This window comes from Streptomyces sp. NPDC111802 (genome assembly GCF_055634335.1).
The window spans coordinates 1-16,081 of the sequence record NZ_JBVKCZ010000017.1 but is presented as its reverse complement, the minus strand read 5'-3'; the positions used below and the strand labels follow the sequence as shown (position 1 = coordinate 16,081).

General features: G+C 68.4%; 9 protein-coding genes and 6 pseudogenes. 5 read left to right on the top strand and 10 right to left on the bottom strand.

Annotated elements, in window-relative coordinates:
- Positions 1-341: 341 nt before the first annotated feature.
- Both ACZ7NC_RS20095 and ACZ7NC_RS20090 read right to left on the bottom strand, forming a co-directional pair.
- A complete protein-coding gene (locus tag ACZ7NC_RS20095) occupies positions 342-644 on the bottom strand; it encodes a hypothetical protein (protein WP_471489996.1) in 303 nt (100 codons plus the stop codon).
- A gap of 176 nt (positions 645-820) precedes the next feature.
- Positions 821-1,658, bottom strand: a pseudogene (locus ACZ7NC_RS20090) (IS5 family transposase).
- Between the two features lie 449 nt (positions 1,659-2,107).
- On the opposite strand from ACZ7NC_RS20090, the pseudogene ACZ7NC_RS20085 reads away from it, so the two are divergent.
- Positions 2,108-2,397, top strand: a pseudogene (locus ACZ7NC_RS20085) (helix-turn-helix domain-containing protein); the annotation flags it as partial.
- Between the two features lie 506 nt (positions 2,398-2,903).
- Here ACZ7NC_RS20085 and ACZ7NC_RS20080 read toward each other — a convergent pair.
- The gene (locus ACZ7NC_RS20080) at positions 2,904-3,587 is read right to left on the bottom strand and encodes an NADPH-dependent F420 reductase (protein WP_471489994.1); all 684 of its coding nucleotides are present in this window, start codon (positions 3,585-3,587) and stop codon (positions 2,904-2,906) included.
- 74 nt (positions 3,588-3,661) lie between these two features.
- Here ACZ7NC_RS20080 and ACZ7NC_RS20075 point away from each other — a divergent pair, with 74 nt between their 5' ends.
- The gene (locus ACZ7NC_RS20075) at positions 3,662-4,042 is read left to right on the top strand and encodes a winged helix-turn-helix transcriptional regulator (RefSeq protein WP_471489993.1); all 381 of its coding nucleotides are present in this window, start codon (positions 3,662-3,664) and stop codon (positions 4,040-4,042) included.
- Between the two features lie 5 nt (positions 4,043-4,047).
- On the opposite strand, the pseudogene ACZ7NC_RS20070 reads toward ACZ7NC_RS20075, so the two are convergent.
- The 5 genes and pseudogenes from ACZ7NC_RS20070 to ACZ7NC_RS20050 form a co-directional block, all read right to left on the bottom strand.
- Positions 4,048-4,863: pseudogene (locus ACZ7NC_RS20070) on the bottom strand (IS5 family transposase).
- A 131-nt stretch (positions 4,864-4,994) separates the two neighbouring features.
- Positions 4,995-6,416 (bottom strand): hypothetical protein, encoded by a 1,422-nt coding sequence (locus tag ACZ7NC_RS20065; RefSeq protein ID WP_471489992.1) that lies wholly within the window; start codon positions 6,414-6,416, stop codon positions 4,995-4,997.
- Positions 6,417-6,540: 124 nt separating this feature from the next.
- Positions 6,541-6,675: pseudogene (locus ACZ7NC_RS20060) on the bottom strand (IS5/IS1182 family transposase); the annotation flags it as partial.
- 213 nt (positions 6,676-6,888) lie between these two features.
- On the bottom strand, positions 6,889-8,370 hold the full coding sequence (locus tag ACZ7NC_RS20055) for a flavin-containing monooxygenase (RefSeq protein WP_471489991.1): 1,482 nt from the start codon (positions 8,368-8,370) through the stop codon (positions 6,889-6,891).
- Positions 8,367-9,317, bottom strand: coding sequence for a patatin-like phospholipase family protein (locus tag ACZ7NC_RS20050; protein ID WP_471489989.1), 951 nt, complete (start codon positions 9,315-9,317; stop codon positions 8,367-8,369). The genes ACZ7NC_RS20055 and ACZ7NC_RS20050 overlap by 4 nt, the downstream gene beginning before the upstream one ends.
- 58 nt (positions 9,318-9,375) lie before the next feature.
- Here ACZ7NC_RS20050 and ACZ7NC_RS20045 point away from each other — a divergent pair, with 58 nt between their 5' ends.
- The gene (locus ACZ7NC_RS20045; RefSeq protein WP_471489988.1) at positions 9,376-9,969 is read left to right on the top strand and encodes a TetR/AcrR family transcriptional regulator; all 594 of its coding nucleotides are present in this window, start codon (positions 9,376-9,378) and stop codon (positions 9,967-9,969) included.
- A gap of 755 nt (positions 9,970-10,724) precedes the next feature.
- On the opposite strand, the pseudogene ACZ7NC_RS20040 reads toward ACZ7NC_RS20045, so the two are convergent.
- Positions 10,725-11,126 (bottom strand): annotated as a pseudogene (locus tag ACZ7NC_RS20040) (VWA domain-containing protein); the annotation flags it as partial.
- On the bottom strand, positions 11,090-13,324 hold the full coding sequence (locus ACZ7NC_RS20035; RefSeq protein ID WP_471490211.1) for a SpoIIE family protein phosphatase: 2,235 nt from the start codon (positions 13,322-13,324) through the stop codon (positions 11,090-11,092). The gene ACZ7NC_RS20035 and the pseudogene ACZ7NC_RS20040, both read right to left, overlap by 37 nt.
- 715 nt (positions 13,325-14,039) lie before the next feature.
- Between ACZ7NC_RS20035 and ACZ7NC_RS20030 the strand changes: the two are divergent.
- A pseudogene (locus ACZ7NC_RS20030) lies at positions 14,040-15,000 on the top strand (IS481 family transposase).
- A gap of 187 nt (positions 15,001-15,187) precedes the next feature.
- Positions 15,188-15,697 (top strand): hypothetical protein, encoded by a 510-nt coding sequence (locus ACZ7NC_RS20025; RefSeq protein WP_471489986.1) that lies wholly within the window; start codon positions 15,188-15,190, stop codon positions 15,695-15,697.
- Positions 15,698-16,081: the final 384 nt, after the last annotated feature.

Below are 16,081 nucleotides of genomic sequence, written 5' to 3'. Positions count from 1 at the left end.
GCCCATGACGTTCAGCACGGGTTCCTCCCACGGGGATCTCGAAGGTGAAGTTCGCTCCTGACGCGATCGCCGTGAGCGAGCACTGGTTGCCGAAGGTCAGCGCAGCATGCGGCTTCCAGGAACAGCCCGCCCTGCCCAAGGCGGAAACGACGTCCGCGTGCTTGAGCCCTGCCGGGAAGGTGCCCGTCCCCCCCGACAACCGACGGAGGGAGTTCGACGACGTCACGCCAGGTCTGGACGCAGATGAGGGAAACCTCGCGGCAGCGGCAGACATTCAGCTCAAGGTCTCCGTAGGCGAAGAGCCGCGGCCACTTTCTGTTCCGGCTCATTGTTCCGATGTCCTACGGCTCGCCGAGTGCTGCGGTCACATCGCTCCAGTCGGCTCCGCTGAACACCGGGCTCAGTCGGCCTGTCTTCGCCATGGTGGTCACGCCGCCGGCGCGCACGCGATTCACATACTCAAGGCACTGCTGGATCGGGTCTTTGCCCTCCGACGCGTCGTTACGCATCGGTCGTTTGATCTCGATCACGACGATGGACGGCAGCGGGAGCTTCTCGCCTTCCGCGGTCAGCGCCGGGGTGTCGACGAGCCGAGTCGCGAATACGTCGGGCTCCGTCGTCGACTCGGATCCGGTGGTGGGCATGCTCTTGAGCGTCTCGTCGGAGACGAGGTAGTCCTGGAACGCAAGCAGCTCGTCGATGATCCAGAGGTTCTAGGCGTTGGTTCCGATCTCGTTGGAGTCGGTTCGCATAGGCATGAGCAGTGAGAGGGCGTTTCATTCCATTGTTTAGTCCCTGGGTGCCCTAATTCGGTGGGGTTCTAGGTGCGGCGCCAGCTCGGGGTGGATCCAGCTGTGAGGCGGCGGGGCATGAGGTTGATCATCGCGAGGTGAATCATGGCTTCGGAGCGGTGGGGGTGGGCTTCGTAGTCGCGGGTCAGGCGGCGGTGGTTCATCAGCCAGCCCAGGGTACGTTCGACGGTCCAGCGGCGAGGCAGAACGGTGAATCCCCTGACGCTGGGGTCACGGCGGACGATGTGCATGTGATGCCCAGGGTCGCGGCATGCTCGACGAGGTGCTGGCGGTAGCCGCCGTCGCCCCAGGTCTTGACGACGGTGGGGTGATCGGTGGCCACCTTCTCGATGAAGGCCTGGCCGGCGACGGAGTCCTGAACGCTCGCGGCCGTGACCAGTACCCCAGCAGCAGGCCGACGGTGTCGATGACGATGCTCCGCTTGCGGCCCACGATCCTCTTGCCTGCGTCGACGCCTTGGCCGGCCGCGGGAACGTTGGTGGACGTCTTGATGCTCTGTGAGTCGATCACGCATGCGCTGGGCTCGGCCTCCCGGCCTTCCTGCCTGCGAACTTGCCGGCGCAGGAGACTGTTGAGCTGGTCGAAGACGCCCTCCTCCTGCCAGCGGGCGAGGTAGGCGTAGAGGGTGTTCCAGTGCGGGTAGTCGTGCGGGAGGTAGCGCCAGGGGATCCCGGTGCGGTTCACGTAGAGGATCGTGTCCAGGAGGCTGCGCAGGTCATGGTCCGGCGGGCGGCCGATGTCCAGTCCCCGGCCGCGACGCTCGGCCCGCCAGGCAGTGAGGGCCGGCTCGACCAACTCCCAGCGGGCGTCCGACAGATCGCTCGGATAACGACGGCGTTCGGCCATGGTCTTGAAGTACCGGTCAGCCGCCGGTTCCGCCCAGGCGCATGCATCGGGCGCGCGAAGCGGACGACGCACGAAGGCGCGTCACGGGATTAAACAGGAGGAATGCAGACGAGACGCCCCCCCGGCCCTCCTGCGGCGGCACGGAGTCCTGTAGCCAACCGGCCAGCTGTGCGACAGCCCGTGGGTTCCCGCGGTTCTTGCCGGAACCCTGAGCCCCTGGCCTGGGGCTTCTCTCTCGTTCGCGTGATCGGCCGGTCAGTGACGTGACTTCGGGATTCCTGAAGCTTTCTCGTCCGATCTGATCAGTCTGCAGTCTCGTTGAAAGCAGGGAGGCGCATGCTGTCGACGCTGGCGGTGGTGAGAAGACTCGGCAGAGTTCTGGAGAACTCACGGGATGTCGCACTGAGGCGCTTGAGTCTCCAGCCGCCGGAGGGTTCAGGATCCTACTCATGGACGACGAACGCCCCGACGTGCTCACCATTGGCCGGCTCGCGCACCGCACCGGACTTCCGGTACGTACCCTGCGCTTCTGGTCGGACGAGGGCGCGGTGCCACCTGTGGGCCGTTCCGCGGGCGGCTACCGGTTGTACGGCCCGAGTCCGTGGCCCGCGTCGAGCTGGTCCGCACCCTGCGGGAGCTGGGCCTCGGGCTCGACGACGTGTGCCGTGTCCTGAGCGGCCGCACCACGGTCGCCGGGGTCGCCGACGCGCATGTGGCCGCGCTCGACGCGACACTTCGGATCGCTCAGCATCCTCGTGTTTCACCCGAACCCACGGATGCATCGGCCTGACGCAGACCGTTGGACCCGTGGGTTCGCGCTGAAAGACCTCCGGTTTCCCTGAACCCACGGGGATCTCCAGGCTTGGGGAACATCGGTACAGCGGTTGGCGCTGAGAACGATCATGAGCAGCGAGCGGTGAACTTCTAGCACGAGTGGTCTGCTTCCTGGGGCCCTTCGGCCAAAGGTCCACGTTCTGTAGCGGCGGGTGGTTGGGTCCGCCGCATGCCGGTGGAATTTCCCTCTTCCTGTGCTTCCTGTGCGGCTTCAGTCGCTCGGCCACGGCGGGGCGGCGTGCGGCCGGAAGCATGTGATGGTTCGCGCCGTGGAGGTGGAAAGGGAGCCCGGGCGTGTCACCGGGGCACCGGGTCACGGGATCACCGGGTCCGGTGAGACGGTGCTACCGCGTCTCGGCGAAAGAAATAATTGAGACGGCAACCTTTCCGCTCTGAGTGGCCACTTAGAACCTAACGGAATGCGTCCGTGCCGCCCTCCGCTTCCTGGTGGCTCGGTCCGGCCGCGTATGCCAGCGGAGGGGCGATTGCCTGGGCATCCGCTCCCTCGCCGACCCACAGCGCGATGAACAGCGCGGCGGTCGCTTCCAGGAGTCCCGCACGTTCGAGACCGCCGCCAGCCACGGGTTCACAGCCCACGTCCCGCACCAACTCGCGTGCACTCACGAGAGCCGTCTCGTCGTCCCCGCAGACCGGAACGGCCAGTGGTCGCCCATCGAAGACAGGCGGCCGCATCCGCCACACGTCCTCGTGGCAGAGGTTGAAAGCTTTGACCACGTGGGCGCCCGGTGCTGCCACAGCCAGTTGCTGCGCGGCTGAGGGGCCTCCTTCCGTCAGCAGCCGGAAGCCCGGTCCCACCGGGTTGGAGCAGTCGAGCAGCACCTTGCCCTCCAGTGCCGCGTGCAGGTCCCGTGCCACGTCTATTCCCGCCCCGAAGGGCAGCGCGGCCAACACCACCTGACCGGACTCGGCCGCCGCGCGCAGACTGCCAGGCTTCGCGCTGCCTCCGATGCGCGTCGCGAGCCGCTCCGCCTTGTGTGGGTCCCGCCCCCCGACGGTCACATCGTGCCCGGCCCGCACCCAGTGGGTGGCGAGCGCTTCGGCCATGTTGCCCGTGCCCAGTACGCCGATTCTCATCACGTGGTCCCTTTCCGTGCCTGCTTCGACCGTTCACACCGACGCTAGAAGGCCGTTCGGGCACCATTTGGTACGTGACGACCGACGCCTTCCTCGCTGACTGCCGCGCCCGCCTCGCCTTCGATCTGCTCTCCAACACCTGGAACGCCGTGGTGCTCTGGGCACTGCGCGACGGTCCCAGGCGCCCGGTCGAATTACGGGAGCGGATCGGGGGCATCAGTTCCAAGGTCCTCACCGAGACTCTGCGCCGGCTGCAGTTCAACGGACTGGTCGACCGGCAGGCAGACCCCGACGCGCCATCACGGGTCGAGTACCAACTCACCGCTCTGGGAAGGAGCTTGCTGGCGCCCATCGACGCCGTCGGCGCATGGGCCTTCGAGTACGGCGATGAGGTTATGGCCGCCCAGGAAGCAGCATGCACTCCTGATCCGCAGTCCCCTCGTCCAACTTGCTAGACGGATCAACAGCGTGAGCGCAGACGTCGCCAGCAGATGAGTGCACATCCCAGGGTGAGGAAGGCTTCGTGGATGTCGTCCCGGATCTCCCAGCGGATCCGCAGGCGGCGGAACCAGTGCAGGTGGGCGAAGGCGCGCTCTACGACCCAGCGTTGGGTTCCCAGACCGGAGCCGTGCTCGGTGCCCCGGCGGGCGATCAGCGGCTTCACACCGAGATCCCAGACCAGGCGGCGGTACTTGTCATGGTCGTAGCCGCGGTCGCCCAGCACCATGTCCGGGCGACGCCGGGGCAGGCCACGCTTGCCCCGCACCGACGGCACCGCTTCGAGTAGCGGGATGAGCTGGGTGACATCGTTGCGATTGCCGCCGGTCAGCGTGGCCGCAAGCGGGATGCCAGTGGCATCGGTGATCAAATAGTGTTTGCTACCGGTTCTGCCCCGGTCAACAGGGCTTCGGCCCGTCTTGGAACCCCCCTTCAACGCCCGGATGTGGGAGCCGTCAACCGCCGCCCGGGAGAAGTCCAGGGCGTTCGCGCTGCGGAGCTTGGCAAGGAGGACCTCGTGTAGCCCGGGGCCACACCCCGGCCTCGGACCACTGGGCCAGGCGGCGCCAGCAGGTCATGCCCGAGCCGAAGCCGAGTTCCTGCGGCAGATGCTCCCACGAGATCCCGGTGTGCAGGACAAACAGAATGCCCTGGAAGACCAGCCGGTCCGGATGCCGCTTGCGTCCCGGGTGCGGGTCCGACGCTCCACCTTGGGCAGCAGCGGCTCGATCACCGCCCACAGCTCGTCGTCGACTTCCCACGGCTTCGGCCGCGCCACCCAGCACCCCGGTTCATCAGTCCCGGAGTGCCCCAACCTCCTCGAAGATCATTTCGTTAGGGTTCTTAGCCGCCGTATCGGTTCGGGCCAGAGGGCCGGGTGACCCGGCCCTCTGGGCCGTTCTCAGGTGATCAGGCGGTGGGTGCCAGCGCGATCAGAATGGACTCGAAGTCGTAGTTACTGCCGCTCGGGGCCTGCAGGTAGGCGCCGCCGTACTTCGTGACCGCCGTCGGCGACTTCAGCTTGCCGTCGTACAGCGACATGTCCGAGCCGTTCGTGGTGCTCGGGTCCTTGCTGTGCGAAGGCATCGAGGTCGCGGTTGGCGTGCTGACGTCCGCGCCGGTCGCGGCGTTCATCAGCACCGGCTGGACCTCGGACTGGGCGTAGACGATGCCGTGGTACGCCGCGGTGACCGCAGGGACGTCCCGGCTCGCCGACTTGTCGGTGTACCCCCAGACCTTCTTGCCGGTGGTGTCGTCGAAGCCGATGATCTCCTTGCCGCCGGACTCGCCGGACGTGCAGACCACGGCCTTGGCCTGGTCGCCCCAGCAGGTGAAGGTGCTCACCTGCTCGTCCACGACCTGTGACTTGGTCCGCACGACGGCGCCACCCGCGATGTCCACCGAGTAGAGGACGTTGTTGTACTTGTCGTTGCCCGTATACGAGTTGGAGGCGAGGTAGGCGCGCTTGGAGCCGCTGCCTGCCGGCTTCAGGTAGTCCTGCTTGGTCGGGGTCTGCTTGGTGATCTTGCCGGTCGGGCCATCGGCGATCACGATCGTGCCGTCGGCCGCGCCCTCCCGGTTGCTGCCCTTCGCACCGGCGACGACACCGTTCAGCACGCCCGCAGGGGTGACGAACGGGATGACGTTCGACTTCTGGGTCTTCGGATCGGCATAGACGGTGAACACCTCGCCGCCCTTCTTGGCGGCCTCCTCGCCGTCGGCCCCGACACCGACGACGATCTGCCCGGTGGCGGCGTCGTACGCCTGGCTCACCACGTTGTCGCCGCCTTGGCCGACGCCGAGGGCCGCGGTGAGGTCCGCGGTGACCTCGGCGACCTTCTTGCCGTCGGTCGCGTTGAGCCACTGGAACACCACCTGGCCCTTGGACTTCTGGGTGCCGTTGCCCTTGTCGTTCTGCACGTAAGCGATCGCTACGACGTCCTTGCCGTCCAGTTGGACGCCCATCGGTGCGGTCACGTCCAGCGTCTCGGTGGTGGGCACCGCAGCGGACGGAACGGTCCACGGCTCGCCCTGCGCGGCGATGTTGCGGCCGGTGACACCGGTGAGTCCCGCGATCAGGGAGCTCTGGCCCACCATGCCGGGCTTGAGTGTGTACTGGTTGTCCTTGTCCGTGCGCTCGACGCCGAACGCCGACATCGCGACGAATGCCTTGGGCGGGTCGAAGGAGGCGGCTGCCGGCGCCGACGGTGTGGCGGCTGCGGTGCTGTCGCCGCTCTCGGGTTTCGAGTCGGACTTGTCGTCGCTGCCGCCGCAACCTGCCAGTAGAACGGCGGCGGTGGCGACGCCGACAACGGCCATCGGACGCTTCATCGCGGGTTGCTCCCCCAGGTCGACCCAGTAATGATCGGCCCGAACGCTAGCAGTTGCCGCTCGGCTCAGGCGGCCGTCCACAGTGTCTCCACGACCCTGAGATCTCGACGATCCTGCAATGTTCCAGGCCCTGGAACACCAGCCGGTCCGGATGCCGCTTCCTTCCTGGATGCCGAGCTCGCCGTTCAACCTTGGGCAGCAGCGGCTCAACCACCGCCCACAACTCGTCATCGACATCCCACGGCTTCGGCCGGGCCACCCCGCACCCCCGGATCAACGGTCCCAGAGCGATCCAACCACCTCTAGGATCATTTCGTTAGGAGTTCTAAGCGGTCTGCCGGCCAGGTCGCCGTCGAGTTCGCCGAGCGTGGCGTGGGCACCGGGGGCGTACGCCTTCGCGGTGGCGAGTCCGAGCCGCGTGCAGCGCCGGTGATGGCGATGTCGGCGCCGCGCATGTCGATGGCGGGGAATCTCATGAGCTGAGATCCTGCTGGTCGGTGGGGTGGATGACGGTGAAGTCGCGGGCGTTGAAGCGTGCCACCTGTGTGCGGAGCCGACTGGTGGACCAGGGCCAGCTGAAGCTGTTGCGGCCGTTGGCGTCGAGGTAGTAGCTCCGGCATCCGCCGGTGTTGTAGACGGTGCCCGCGAGGGCGGCCTGCAGTTCGGTGTTGTAGGCGCTCTGCACGTCGTGGCGTACCTCGATCGATGCCCCCTCCTGGGCGCGTGCTGAGCGGATCGCGCCGAGGGCGAGATCGAGCTGGGCTTCGAGGATGGTGAACGCGGAGCTGTGTCCGGTGCCCAGGCCGGGACCGAGGAGTAGAAACGCGTTGGGGAACCCGGCGGTGACGGTGCCGAGGTAGGCCTCGGGGGAGCCCTGCCAGTGGTCGGCGAGGGAACGTCCGGCGCCGTCGTGGATGAGGTTCGACAGGGGCATGTCGAGGATGTGAAAGCCCGTGCCGAGGATGATCGCGTCCACTTCGGCGCTGCTGCCGTCGGCGCCGAGCACGGTGGTGCCGTCGACCGTGCGGACGGCGCTGGCGTGCACGTCCACATTCGGGCGGGTCAGGGCCGGGTAGTAGTGGTTGGAGAACAGGATGCGCTTGCAGCCGATGGTGTAGTCGGGGGTCAGCTTCCGGCGCAGTTCACGGTTCCGGACGGTGGCGCGCAGGTGTGCGCGTGCCACGGCCTGTACGCCGCGCAGCAGCGAGGGCCTGCGGAATCCGCGGCCCAGCGTCTCCATGGCCCGGTACTCCACCGCGGCCACCGCGGCCCGGGCGCCGGGCACATGACGCATCACCCACCGCTCGGCCTTCGGTATGCGATGGTCCGGCTTGGGCAGCACCCACTGGGCAGTGCGCTGGAACAGGTGGAGCCGATCGACCTGCGGGGCGATGGCCGGGACGAACTGCACGGCCGATGCCCCGGTGCCGAGCACTGCGACCCGCTTGCCGCGCAGGTCGTAGTCGTGGTTCCAGCGCGCGGAGTGGAACACCTCGCCGGGAAAATCCGCAAGGCCCGGGATATCGGGGGTGAGAGGCTCGTTCCACGGCCCGGCACCGGCGATCAGGAACCGGGCGGTGAACTCCCCGGCATCGGTGCTGATCCGCCACCGTGCCGCCTGGGGCTGCCAGTGCGCCTCGTTCATGCGCACGCCGAACCGGGTGTGCTCGCGCAGCCGGTGCCGGTCGGCGACTCCTTTCACGTAGGCGAGGATCTCCGGCTGATGCGCGTACACCCTCGTCCAGTCCGGGTTCGGCGCGAACGAGTAGGTGTAGAGCCGGGACGGCACATCGCACTGGCAGCCCGGATAGGTGTTGGCCCGCCACGTGCCGCCGAAGTCGTCGGCGGCCTCGATGATCAGGAAGTCCCGGATCCCGGCCTCACGCAACCTGACCCCCGCGCCGACCCCGGAGATGCCGGCGCCGATGACGATGACCTCGAAATGGGCGCTCATGCCGTCGTGCTCCTGTCGATAGCTCGGTTGACACGGTCGGGTGCGGTACGCAGGGAGACGTCGAGGGTGGCCGGGCGGCGGGCGATGTCCATGAAGTTGAAGCCCATGACGGCCAGTTCCTCGGCGCCGGGTTCGATCCGGACGACGCGGGTCCCCGCTGCCCGAAGCAGGTGTTCCTCCGCGTCGAGGGTCCGGGTCATCCAGCGCCTGACGACGCGTTCGAGGCGGCTCAGCCCGGTGGCGGGCGGGCCCCCGGACGTCGCCATCGGGGCGACGATCACCACCTCGTCCAGGCCGAGCGGGGCAACGAGGTCGGCCGACGTGGGCGACACCATCCCGCCGTCGAGGTAGGCGCGCCCGTCGATCCGTACGGGAGGGAACCAGCCCGGGATCGCCCACGACGCGGCGATCGCGCTGCCGATGTCGGCGACGGGGGCGTCGGGCGAACCGAACGCGACCCGTTTGCCGGAGCGCGTCTCGGTCGCCACCAGCCACGTACGTGACGAGGCGAGCCACGTGTGGCCGTCCGCCAGCGAGGCGCCGAAGCCCCGCAGCCACCCCGCATCACCACGGCCGAGTGGCAGGAGACCGAGCAGCCCCGACCCGAGCGGGACACGGCCCCGGGCTGCCGCCGCCGTCAGCCCGGCGCCCGGCAGCCCCGGCCATGGAAGCGGTGGCAGGGCGCCCGGGTGCGCGCCGACGTGCCGCAGGAGCAGCGGGTCCGCGTCGGACCGGCCCTGCAGTGCCGCGAGCAGGTCGGAGACCGACCGGCCGGACCCGAGCACGGACACGACCTCCGCCCCCGCCGACGTCCCCACCAGCACCTCTGCGGTGCGGGCATCCCAGTCGAGCTGCTCCTCGACCGCGGCCAGTGCCGCAACCGCCCATGCGAAGCCGAGGGTGCCGCCGCACCCGACGACCAGCCCGCGACGTTGACGCCGCGCCATAGATACTCCCAGAATTTGAATTCCAAGGGAATCCGAAAGCTAGCGGTATCCTGCGGGGGTGGCAAGACTGACCCGGGCCGAGAGCCAGGCCCGCACCCGCGAACACGTCCTCGATACCGCGTACGCGCTCTTCCTGGGCGACGGCTTCACGGCGACGTCGATGGAGCGTGTCGCCGAGGCGGCGGGCTATTCGAAGGGAGCGGTGTACTCCAACTTCGCCACCAAGAACGAGCTGTGTCTGGCCGTCCTCGACCGCATCGCCGCGGAACAGGTGACACAACTGGCCGCCGCGATGGGCGACGCGCCCCGCTTCGAGGACCGGATCGCGGGATTTGCCCGCTGGGCCGACGAGACCATCGGCGACAGCTCGTGGACCTCGCTGGAAGTCGAGTTCGCCACCGCCAACCGCCGCGACAAACAGGTGTGCGAGCAACTCGCCCAGCGCCGGCGCACCGTAACCGACGCGCTCGCGGACCTGATCCGGGCGCAGGCGGACGAACTCGGCATCACACCCACCCTGCCCGCCGACACCGCCGCCCTCACCCTGCTCAGCCTCGGCATCGGGCTCGGAGTCCAGCGCGCCTTCGACCCCACCGTCCCGGTGCAGCCCATCGTCGACCTGCTGCGCAGCGTCATGAGCGGGCGCCCCTGAGGGTGCCCATGCTGCTGCGCTGACGGTGCGGGCACCCGGCCGGACGGGGGCGGCTCGGAGGCGAGCGGAGCGATCGGCGCGAAAGCCGTTTTGCCGAGGGGGCGCTGGCCGTTGCACCGTTCACGGAGCGATCGCCGACCCGGAACCCATGCGGACGGCCTGTGCCGCGCCGCACAGCGGGCTCACCGTGCAGGCAGTGGGACGGGGCGGAGCGCTCGCTGTTTCGCGGGCACGGATCCCGACAACGGCCTGGCCCGCCCGCACGAGGCGCCCACACCACCCAAGGCTGAGCGCGCGCGTCCTAGGGTGAGACGGGCACCGCCCTCCATCCGACCAGCAAGGAGCAGCAGGCTGTGAACGTCGAATTCGGCCCGCTCTACGGGACACTGCCGGCCAGCTCGGATCCGGAGTTCCATACGCGCTGAAGGCGCTGGCTGGCCAGTTGGCCGACGACCCTGACATGGGCTGGCCCTCGGGGCTGCCCGGTGTCGGTGAACTGGGCGGGCCGGGTGGGCGTGTCGCGGATGCCGGGCTGGTTGTCGGGAGCGGACGGACCCTCCCACGAGGGCCCGTCCGTCGTGCTGAGGTCGGTCGCCGACTGGAGACTGCGGTGTCGGGGTCGGCTAGAGGGCCATGCCGTAGACGATGGTGAACACGGTGCTGAGTGAGCCGATGATGAAAACGCCGGTCAGTCCTGCGACGATGAGGCCCTTGCCCTGCTCGGCGCTGAACGTGTCGCGCAGGGTTGCAAGGTGTCAGAGCATAAGCAGAAGCCGTGTGTTCGGTACAAGCTTGCGGTTCACGCTGGTGCTCTGCACGAAGATGGTGAAGTCGTCGTTGTGGTCCGGCTTGATGCGGACTTCCACGTCCGGCAGGCCGAGCAGGGCTCGGGCCTCGGGCCCTGTGTACACCCGGTCCGTGTTCTTCTCCAGCACCGCAATCTGCTTCTGCGCCTGCACCTTCTCCGACTTGCTCAGCTGGTAGAACGCACCCCCGGTGCGGCAGCTGTGCCCGCATTCGATGACCCAGTCGCGGATCGCCGCGTCGCGAGCCACTGGGATCAGCTGGTACTTCGACGGGTCGACGGGGGTGAGGCCGGCTGCCTTGATGGTGTTCTTGTTCACTGTCTCTGCACCGGTGGATAGGCGCTTGCGTGATCGACACCGAGGAGTGGGCCGATGTCCAGTTCCAGGGCGTTGGTCGTTGCGTCGGGACGGCGGAGCAGGGGTGGGGGGTGGCCGGCGGTGACGGCGTAGGCGTGGTGGCCGGGGGGTTCGAGGTGGATGTAGCAGCAGCTGGCCAGCAGCCCGGGGTCGAGGTCGATGAGGGTTCGGTTGGCGCCCGCCATCACGTCGCTGGGTGTATGGCCTACTGCGGCGAAGGCCCGTACGGCGCTGCGCAGCTGGGCCATGGTGGCCGCGGCGGCGATGCTGTGTCCCTCGACGTCTCCGATGACGAGACAGACCCCACTACCGGTGGGGATGACGTCGTACCAGTCGCCGCCGATGTCCATTCCGCTGGTGCCGGGCAGATAGCGTGCGACGGTGCGGAGACCCGGGACTACTGGTAGTCGGTGCGGCAGGAGGGCCTGCTGCAGGCCGTGCGCGAGGGCGGACTCCGCGTCGTAGAGCCGCGCTCGTTCCAGGGCCTGGGCGATCAGGCCGGCGAGTGCGGTGAGGACGCCGCGGTCCTTCTCCGTGAACCGGTGGATCTCGTCGAAGCCGAGGATGCAGGTGCCGACGGGGTGGCTGGAGGCGATCAGTGGCAGATACGCCCACGAGCTCACTTCGCCCGTGGGGATGCCCGAGTAGCCCTGGGAGAGGTCCTGCTGCGACTCGATGAAGAGCGGAGCGCCGGAGGTCAGGGTCTCTGTACCGGGCAGGCAGGCGTGCAGCGGTACGCCCTCCAGCCAGTCGAGGAAGTCTTGGTGGTGGCCGGTGTGGTAGAGCAGACGCATGGTTCCGTCGCGGACCACGTAGATCGCCAGCTGCTGGCCTCCGAAGGCTGGTAGGAGCTGGTCGGAGATGACTTCGCAGACTTCGCGGGCGGTGACCGCCTCGGTCAGCGCGCTGCCCAGCTGCAGGACGTGGTACATGACGCCCAGGCGCGCCGGTGTGGCAGCGGTTGCTGGCTCGGCGGAGGAGGCTGATGGCGCCGAGGTCGGGGGTGGATGACCGGAGGGCACCACCCGGCCGGTTACTCCGTCCGCTTCCGGATGGAGGGAGAAGGCGAGCCACCGGTCGGGCGGTCGGCAGGCCAGGAAGGAGACGGGCGCCTGCGAGATCATCGCGGACCGGTGCCGGTACTCGACGTCGGGATCGGACAGCCACGGCAGCACGTCCCAGAGAAACTGACCCAGCAGCGCGTCGCCGCGCACGCCCAGCAGCTGCAGGGCACTGTGGTTGGCGTAGGTGACCCGCCCGTCGGGGGCGAGGGAGAACATCCCGTCCCGCAGCCGTTCGACCGCGGCGACGGCCGCGCTGCCGGCCTGTGCGTCGACGACCGTGCCGACCAGGTGGGTGTGTGGCCGCGCGTCGTTGGCCTGCGGTGCGCGGCCCCACAACTCGACTGTGCGGTACCCCTCGGCGCCGTCCCTGCGATCCCGTATGCGCAGGGGTCGCGCTGTGATCCGGCCCTCGGCGGCTGCCGCGCGGGCGGCCGCTCGAAGGGCGGCGCGGTCGCCGGGGTGCAAGCAGGAAGTCAGCGTTTCGGCTCGTCCGTCGAAATCACGGGGGACGAGACCGAAGATCGCGCAGAGCTCGTCGTCCACGGTGAGGGTACCGGTGACGAGGTCCCAGTCGAACAGGCCGACCCTCACGGCCGGTGCCAAGGGGGCTGGGGACTCGACGGGAATCGTCTGCGGGTGGCACTCGATGGGATCGCCGGTACGGGCGCGGAGATCGGCGAGGGAGGCACCGAGCCGTTTGGCGATGGTCCGCACGCGGCGGCGCTGGGCCCTGGACAGCCCTGCGCTGCCGGGTGACGCCGCCCATACGATCGCCAGCGCCCCGAAGGTCTCCTCACCTGCGCCTACCGGCACGGAGCAGGAGCCGAAGGCGTACTGCAGAGCTACCGCCAGCTGAGGAAACCGGCGCATCGTCTCGTCGGCGTCGGCCAGGTGGACCGTACGCCCAGAGCTGTAGGCCGCGGCGACCGGGATGGGACTGCTCACCGGAATGAGGTGCCAGCCACCCAGCAGAGAAGGCGGCACCCCGCACGTCGCGGCGAGCACGATCGACCGACGGTCGCGGGAGCGGAGAAAGACACTCCCCGCGTACGCACCGGTTCCTTCGACGGCTTCGACGACGGCAGCAGCGAGCAGATCCTCACGCTCCGCCATCCCGCCCACGAGCATTTCGCGCACAGTTCCAGTGTGCGCAGGTCGGCCCACCGGCCCAAGGCCCAACCCAGCGAGACGCATCGATCACACCTCGCAGGGCCCGTCGCCGCGATCCGGCTATCGCTACGCCTGGGGTCCCCGGGACACGCCGGGCAAGATCGCAAACCGTCGACGGTACGGAGCACCTGTACGGTCCGGCCACAAGCCCATACCTGACAGCCACTGAGCTCCACCGATGCTCATGATCACCCGGAATTTGCTCCGACGGTGCTCATGATCCGCCGACAGCGCTCACCGAATCGCGGATCCTCCACAACCGCTGCCGCCTCAATGATCAAGGTGACGACGGGAGCCAGAAACGGCAGGCGGACTGGGGGGGTGCATCCAGCATCCTCAGTGATCGTGGCCCGGCAGGCAGGCAGGCAGGCAGGCAGGCGAGGACGCCACCCTGCTGTCTTTGGACCCCGACCTGCACGCGGGTACCGAGGTGAGCCCGCTCAACCCGATGAGCCCTGACGCCGCCCGCTGCGTCGCCTGCCGTGCCCTGGGCGCTGCGGCTTGTGGACATCAAGCATCTACCAGGATGGGTGGCCTGGCTGAACGGGGCTAGGTGTGTTGTCCGGGGACATTGGTGACGGGCTACACGCCTTGAGTGGTCCTTGAACGAGGTGAGGGCCCCTGGGTTCGGTGTGGATTGCGACATCTACAACCGGCAGCCAGGAGGCCCTCGTTGTCCCACCGTAACGCCCCGCTGACCCCGACCGGCAGGCTGCGTCTGGCCCGGTGTGTCGTTGATGACGGCTGGCCGCTGCGACGAGCCGCGGAACGCTTCCAGGTCAGTCACACCACCGCCGCCCGCTGGGCCGACCGCTACCGCCGCCACGGCGCCGGGGGCATGCACGACCGCTCCAGCCGCCCGCACCACTGCCCCTGGCGGACACCCGCCGACGTCGAAGATGAGGTGGTGCGGATGCGACGCGAGCACCGCATCGGACCGCTACGGCTGGCCGCCCGTACCCGGATCGCCGCGTCCACCGCCCACCGCATCATTAAGCGCTACGGCCTGCCCGTTCTGGCCGCGCTGGACCGGGCCACCGGCGAGCCCGTCCGCCGATACGAACGCTCCCGGCCCGGCGAACTGGTCCACATCGACGTCAAGAAACTCGGCCGCATCCCCGACGGCGGCGGGCACCGCACCCAAGGCCGTGCTGAAGGCCGACGCAACCGCACCGGGACCGGGACCCGGCTACGCCTACCTGCACACCGCCCTGGACGACCACTCCCGCCTGGCCTACACCGAAAACCTGCCCGACGAGACCGCTGCCACCTGCGCCGGCTTCCTCACCCGCGCCACGGCCTGGTTTGCCGCACGTCACGTCACCGTCGAGCGCGTCCTGACCGACAACGCCTGGGCCTACACCAAGAACACCTGGCGCCAGACCTGCCACCAGCTGGGCGTCAGTCCGCGTTGGACGCGGCCCTGGCGGCCGCAGACGAACGGCAAGGTCGAACGCTTCCACCGCACCCTGCTCGACGAATGGGCCTACCACCAGCCCTACACCTCAGACGCCGAACGGCAGACAGCGTTTCCCGACTGGCTGGACTGGTACAACTACCACCGACCCCACACCGGAATCGGCGGCCAAACCCCAGCCAGCCGCATCACCAACCTGCCCGAACAGCACAGCTAGGGCGTGTATCGAAAACGCTGTTCGCGGTGCTCATCGCTGGCTGCGGGCAGCGCCGGATACACGAGCCGGGGTGGTACGCGCTACCTCCCAGTCGCAGAGTTGAACACGTTCAACCGGCCTGGCAAGGTATCTCTCCACGGCCCACTCCTATCGGTTGGCCGATGCGGGCTGAGGGTGGGAGGGCCTGGTGGCGGGCGGAAGCAGGCTGCGTGCGTTGGGGGCAACCCTCGGTGGCTTGATGGGGGTTTTGGCTGCTCTGGCGGCGTGCGCCGGTCCCTATCAGTACTACGAGGGAACAGGGATCCACGACACCACGGCGGCCGAAGTCGCTGGGGGCTGGGAAAACGTCGAGGGGACCCGCGTGGTGCTTCGCAAAGACGGAACGGCTCTTCTCGAAAAGCTCGACGGGCAGGACTTCGACTTCGAGGACGGCTGGCGCCTCTCCGGTACGGGAACCTGGCAACTGACCGACGACGACGGTGGACAGGTCGTCCGGCTCGCGCTGACAGCCCGGACCCGAGTGGAGAGCCGCTTCCCCGCGACGGCCACTGACACCTCGGCTCCTGAGCCCCCGTCGACATACGCGTGGTCCTTCTACGTGGACCGCGATCAGCACGACGAGTTGAAGCTGTTCTTCTTCTACGGCGATCCCGACATCGGGAACACATATGTGATGACGCGCGAGACTGGCTCATAGCCATTCGTTGATCGCTGCGACCAGTACAGTCGCCTCGTAGCGGACCGCGAGCTTGTCGTAGCGCGTGGGTGCGCCACGAGGCGCCATGGAATCGAGTGAGGTGAGAGACCTTCACCGCCGGGTTGTCGCAGCAATCTGGCTGAAGCTGGGGGCAGTTCGATTCGGGGGATGCCGAGTCGAGCGGTAAGCAGCCCCGACAGCGTCGGGACGGATTGGCACTGCCAGACGGTCCGGGTCCGGCTAGCGAGACGGGAAGGTGCACGCGAGGAATCAGTGCTTGACGCCCCGTAATTACGACACCGGCTCCAACCTGGCGGATATGGGCCGGACGCAGTGCACGACCACCGCTGGCCGGTGGTCGACTCCGAAGCCGATTCCACGTAT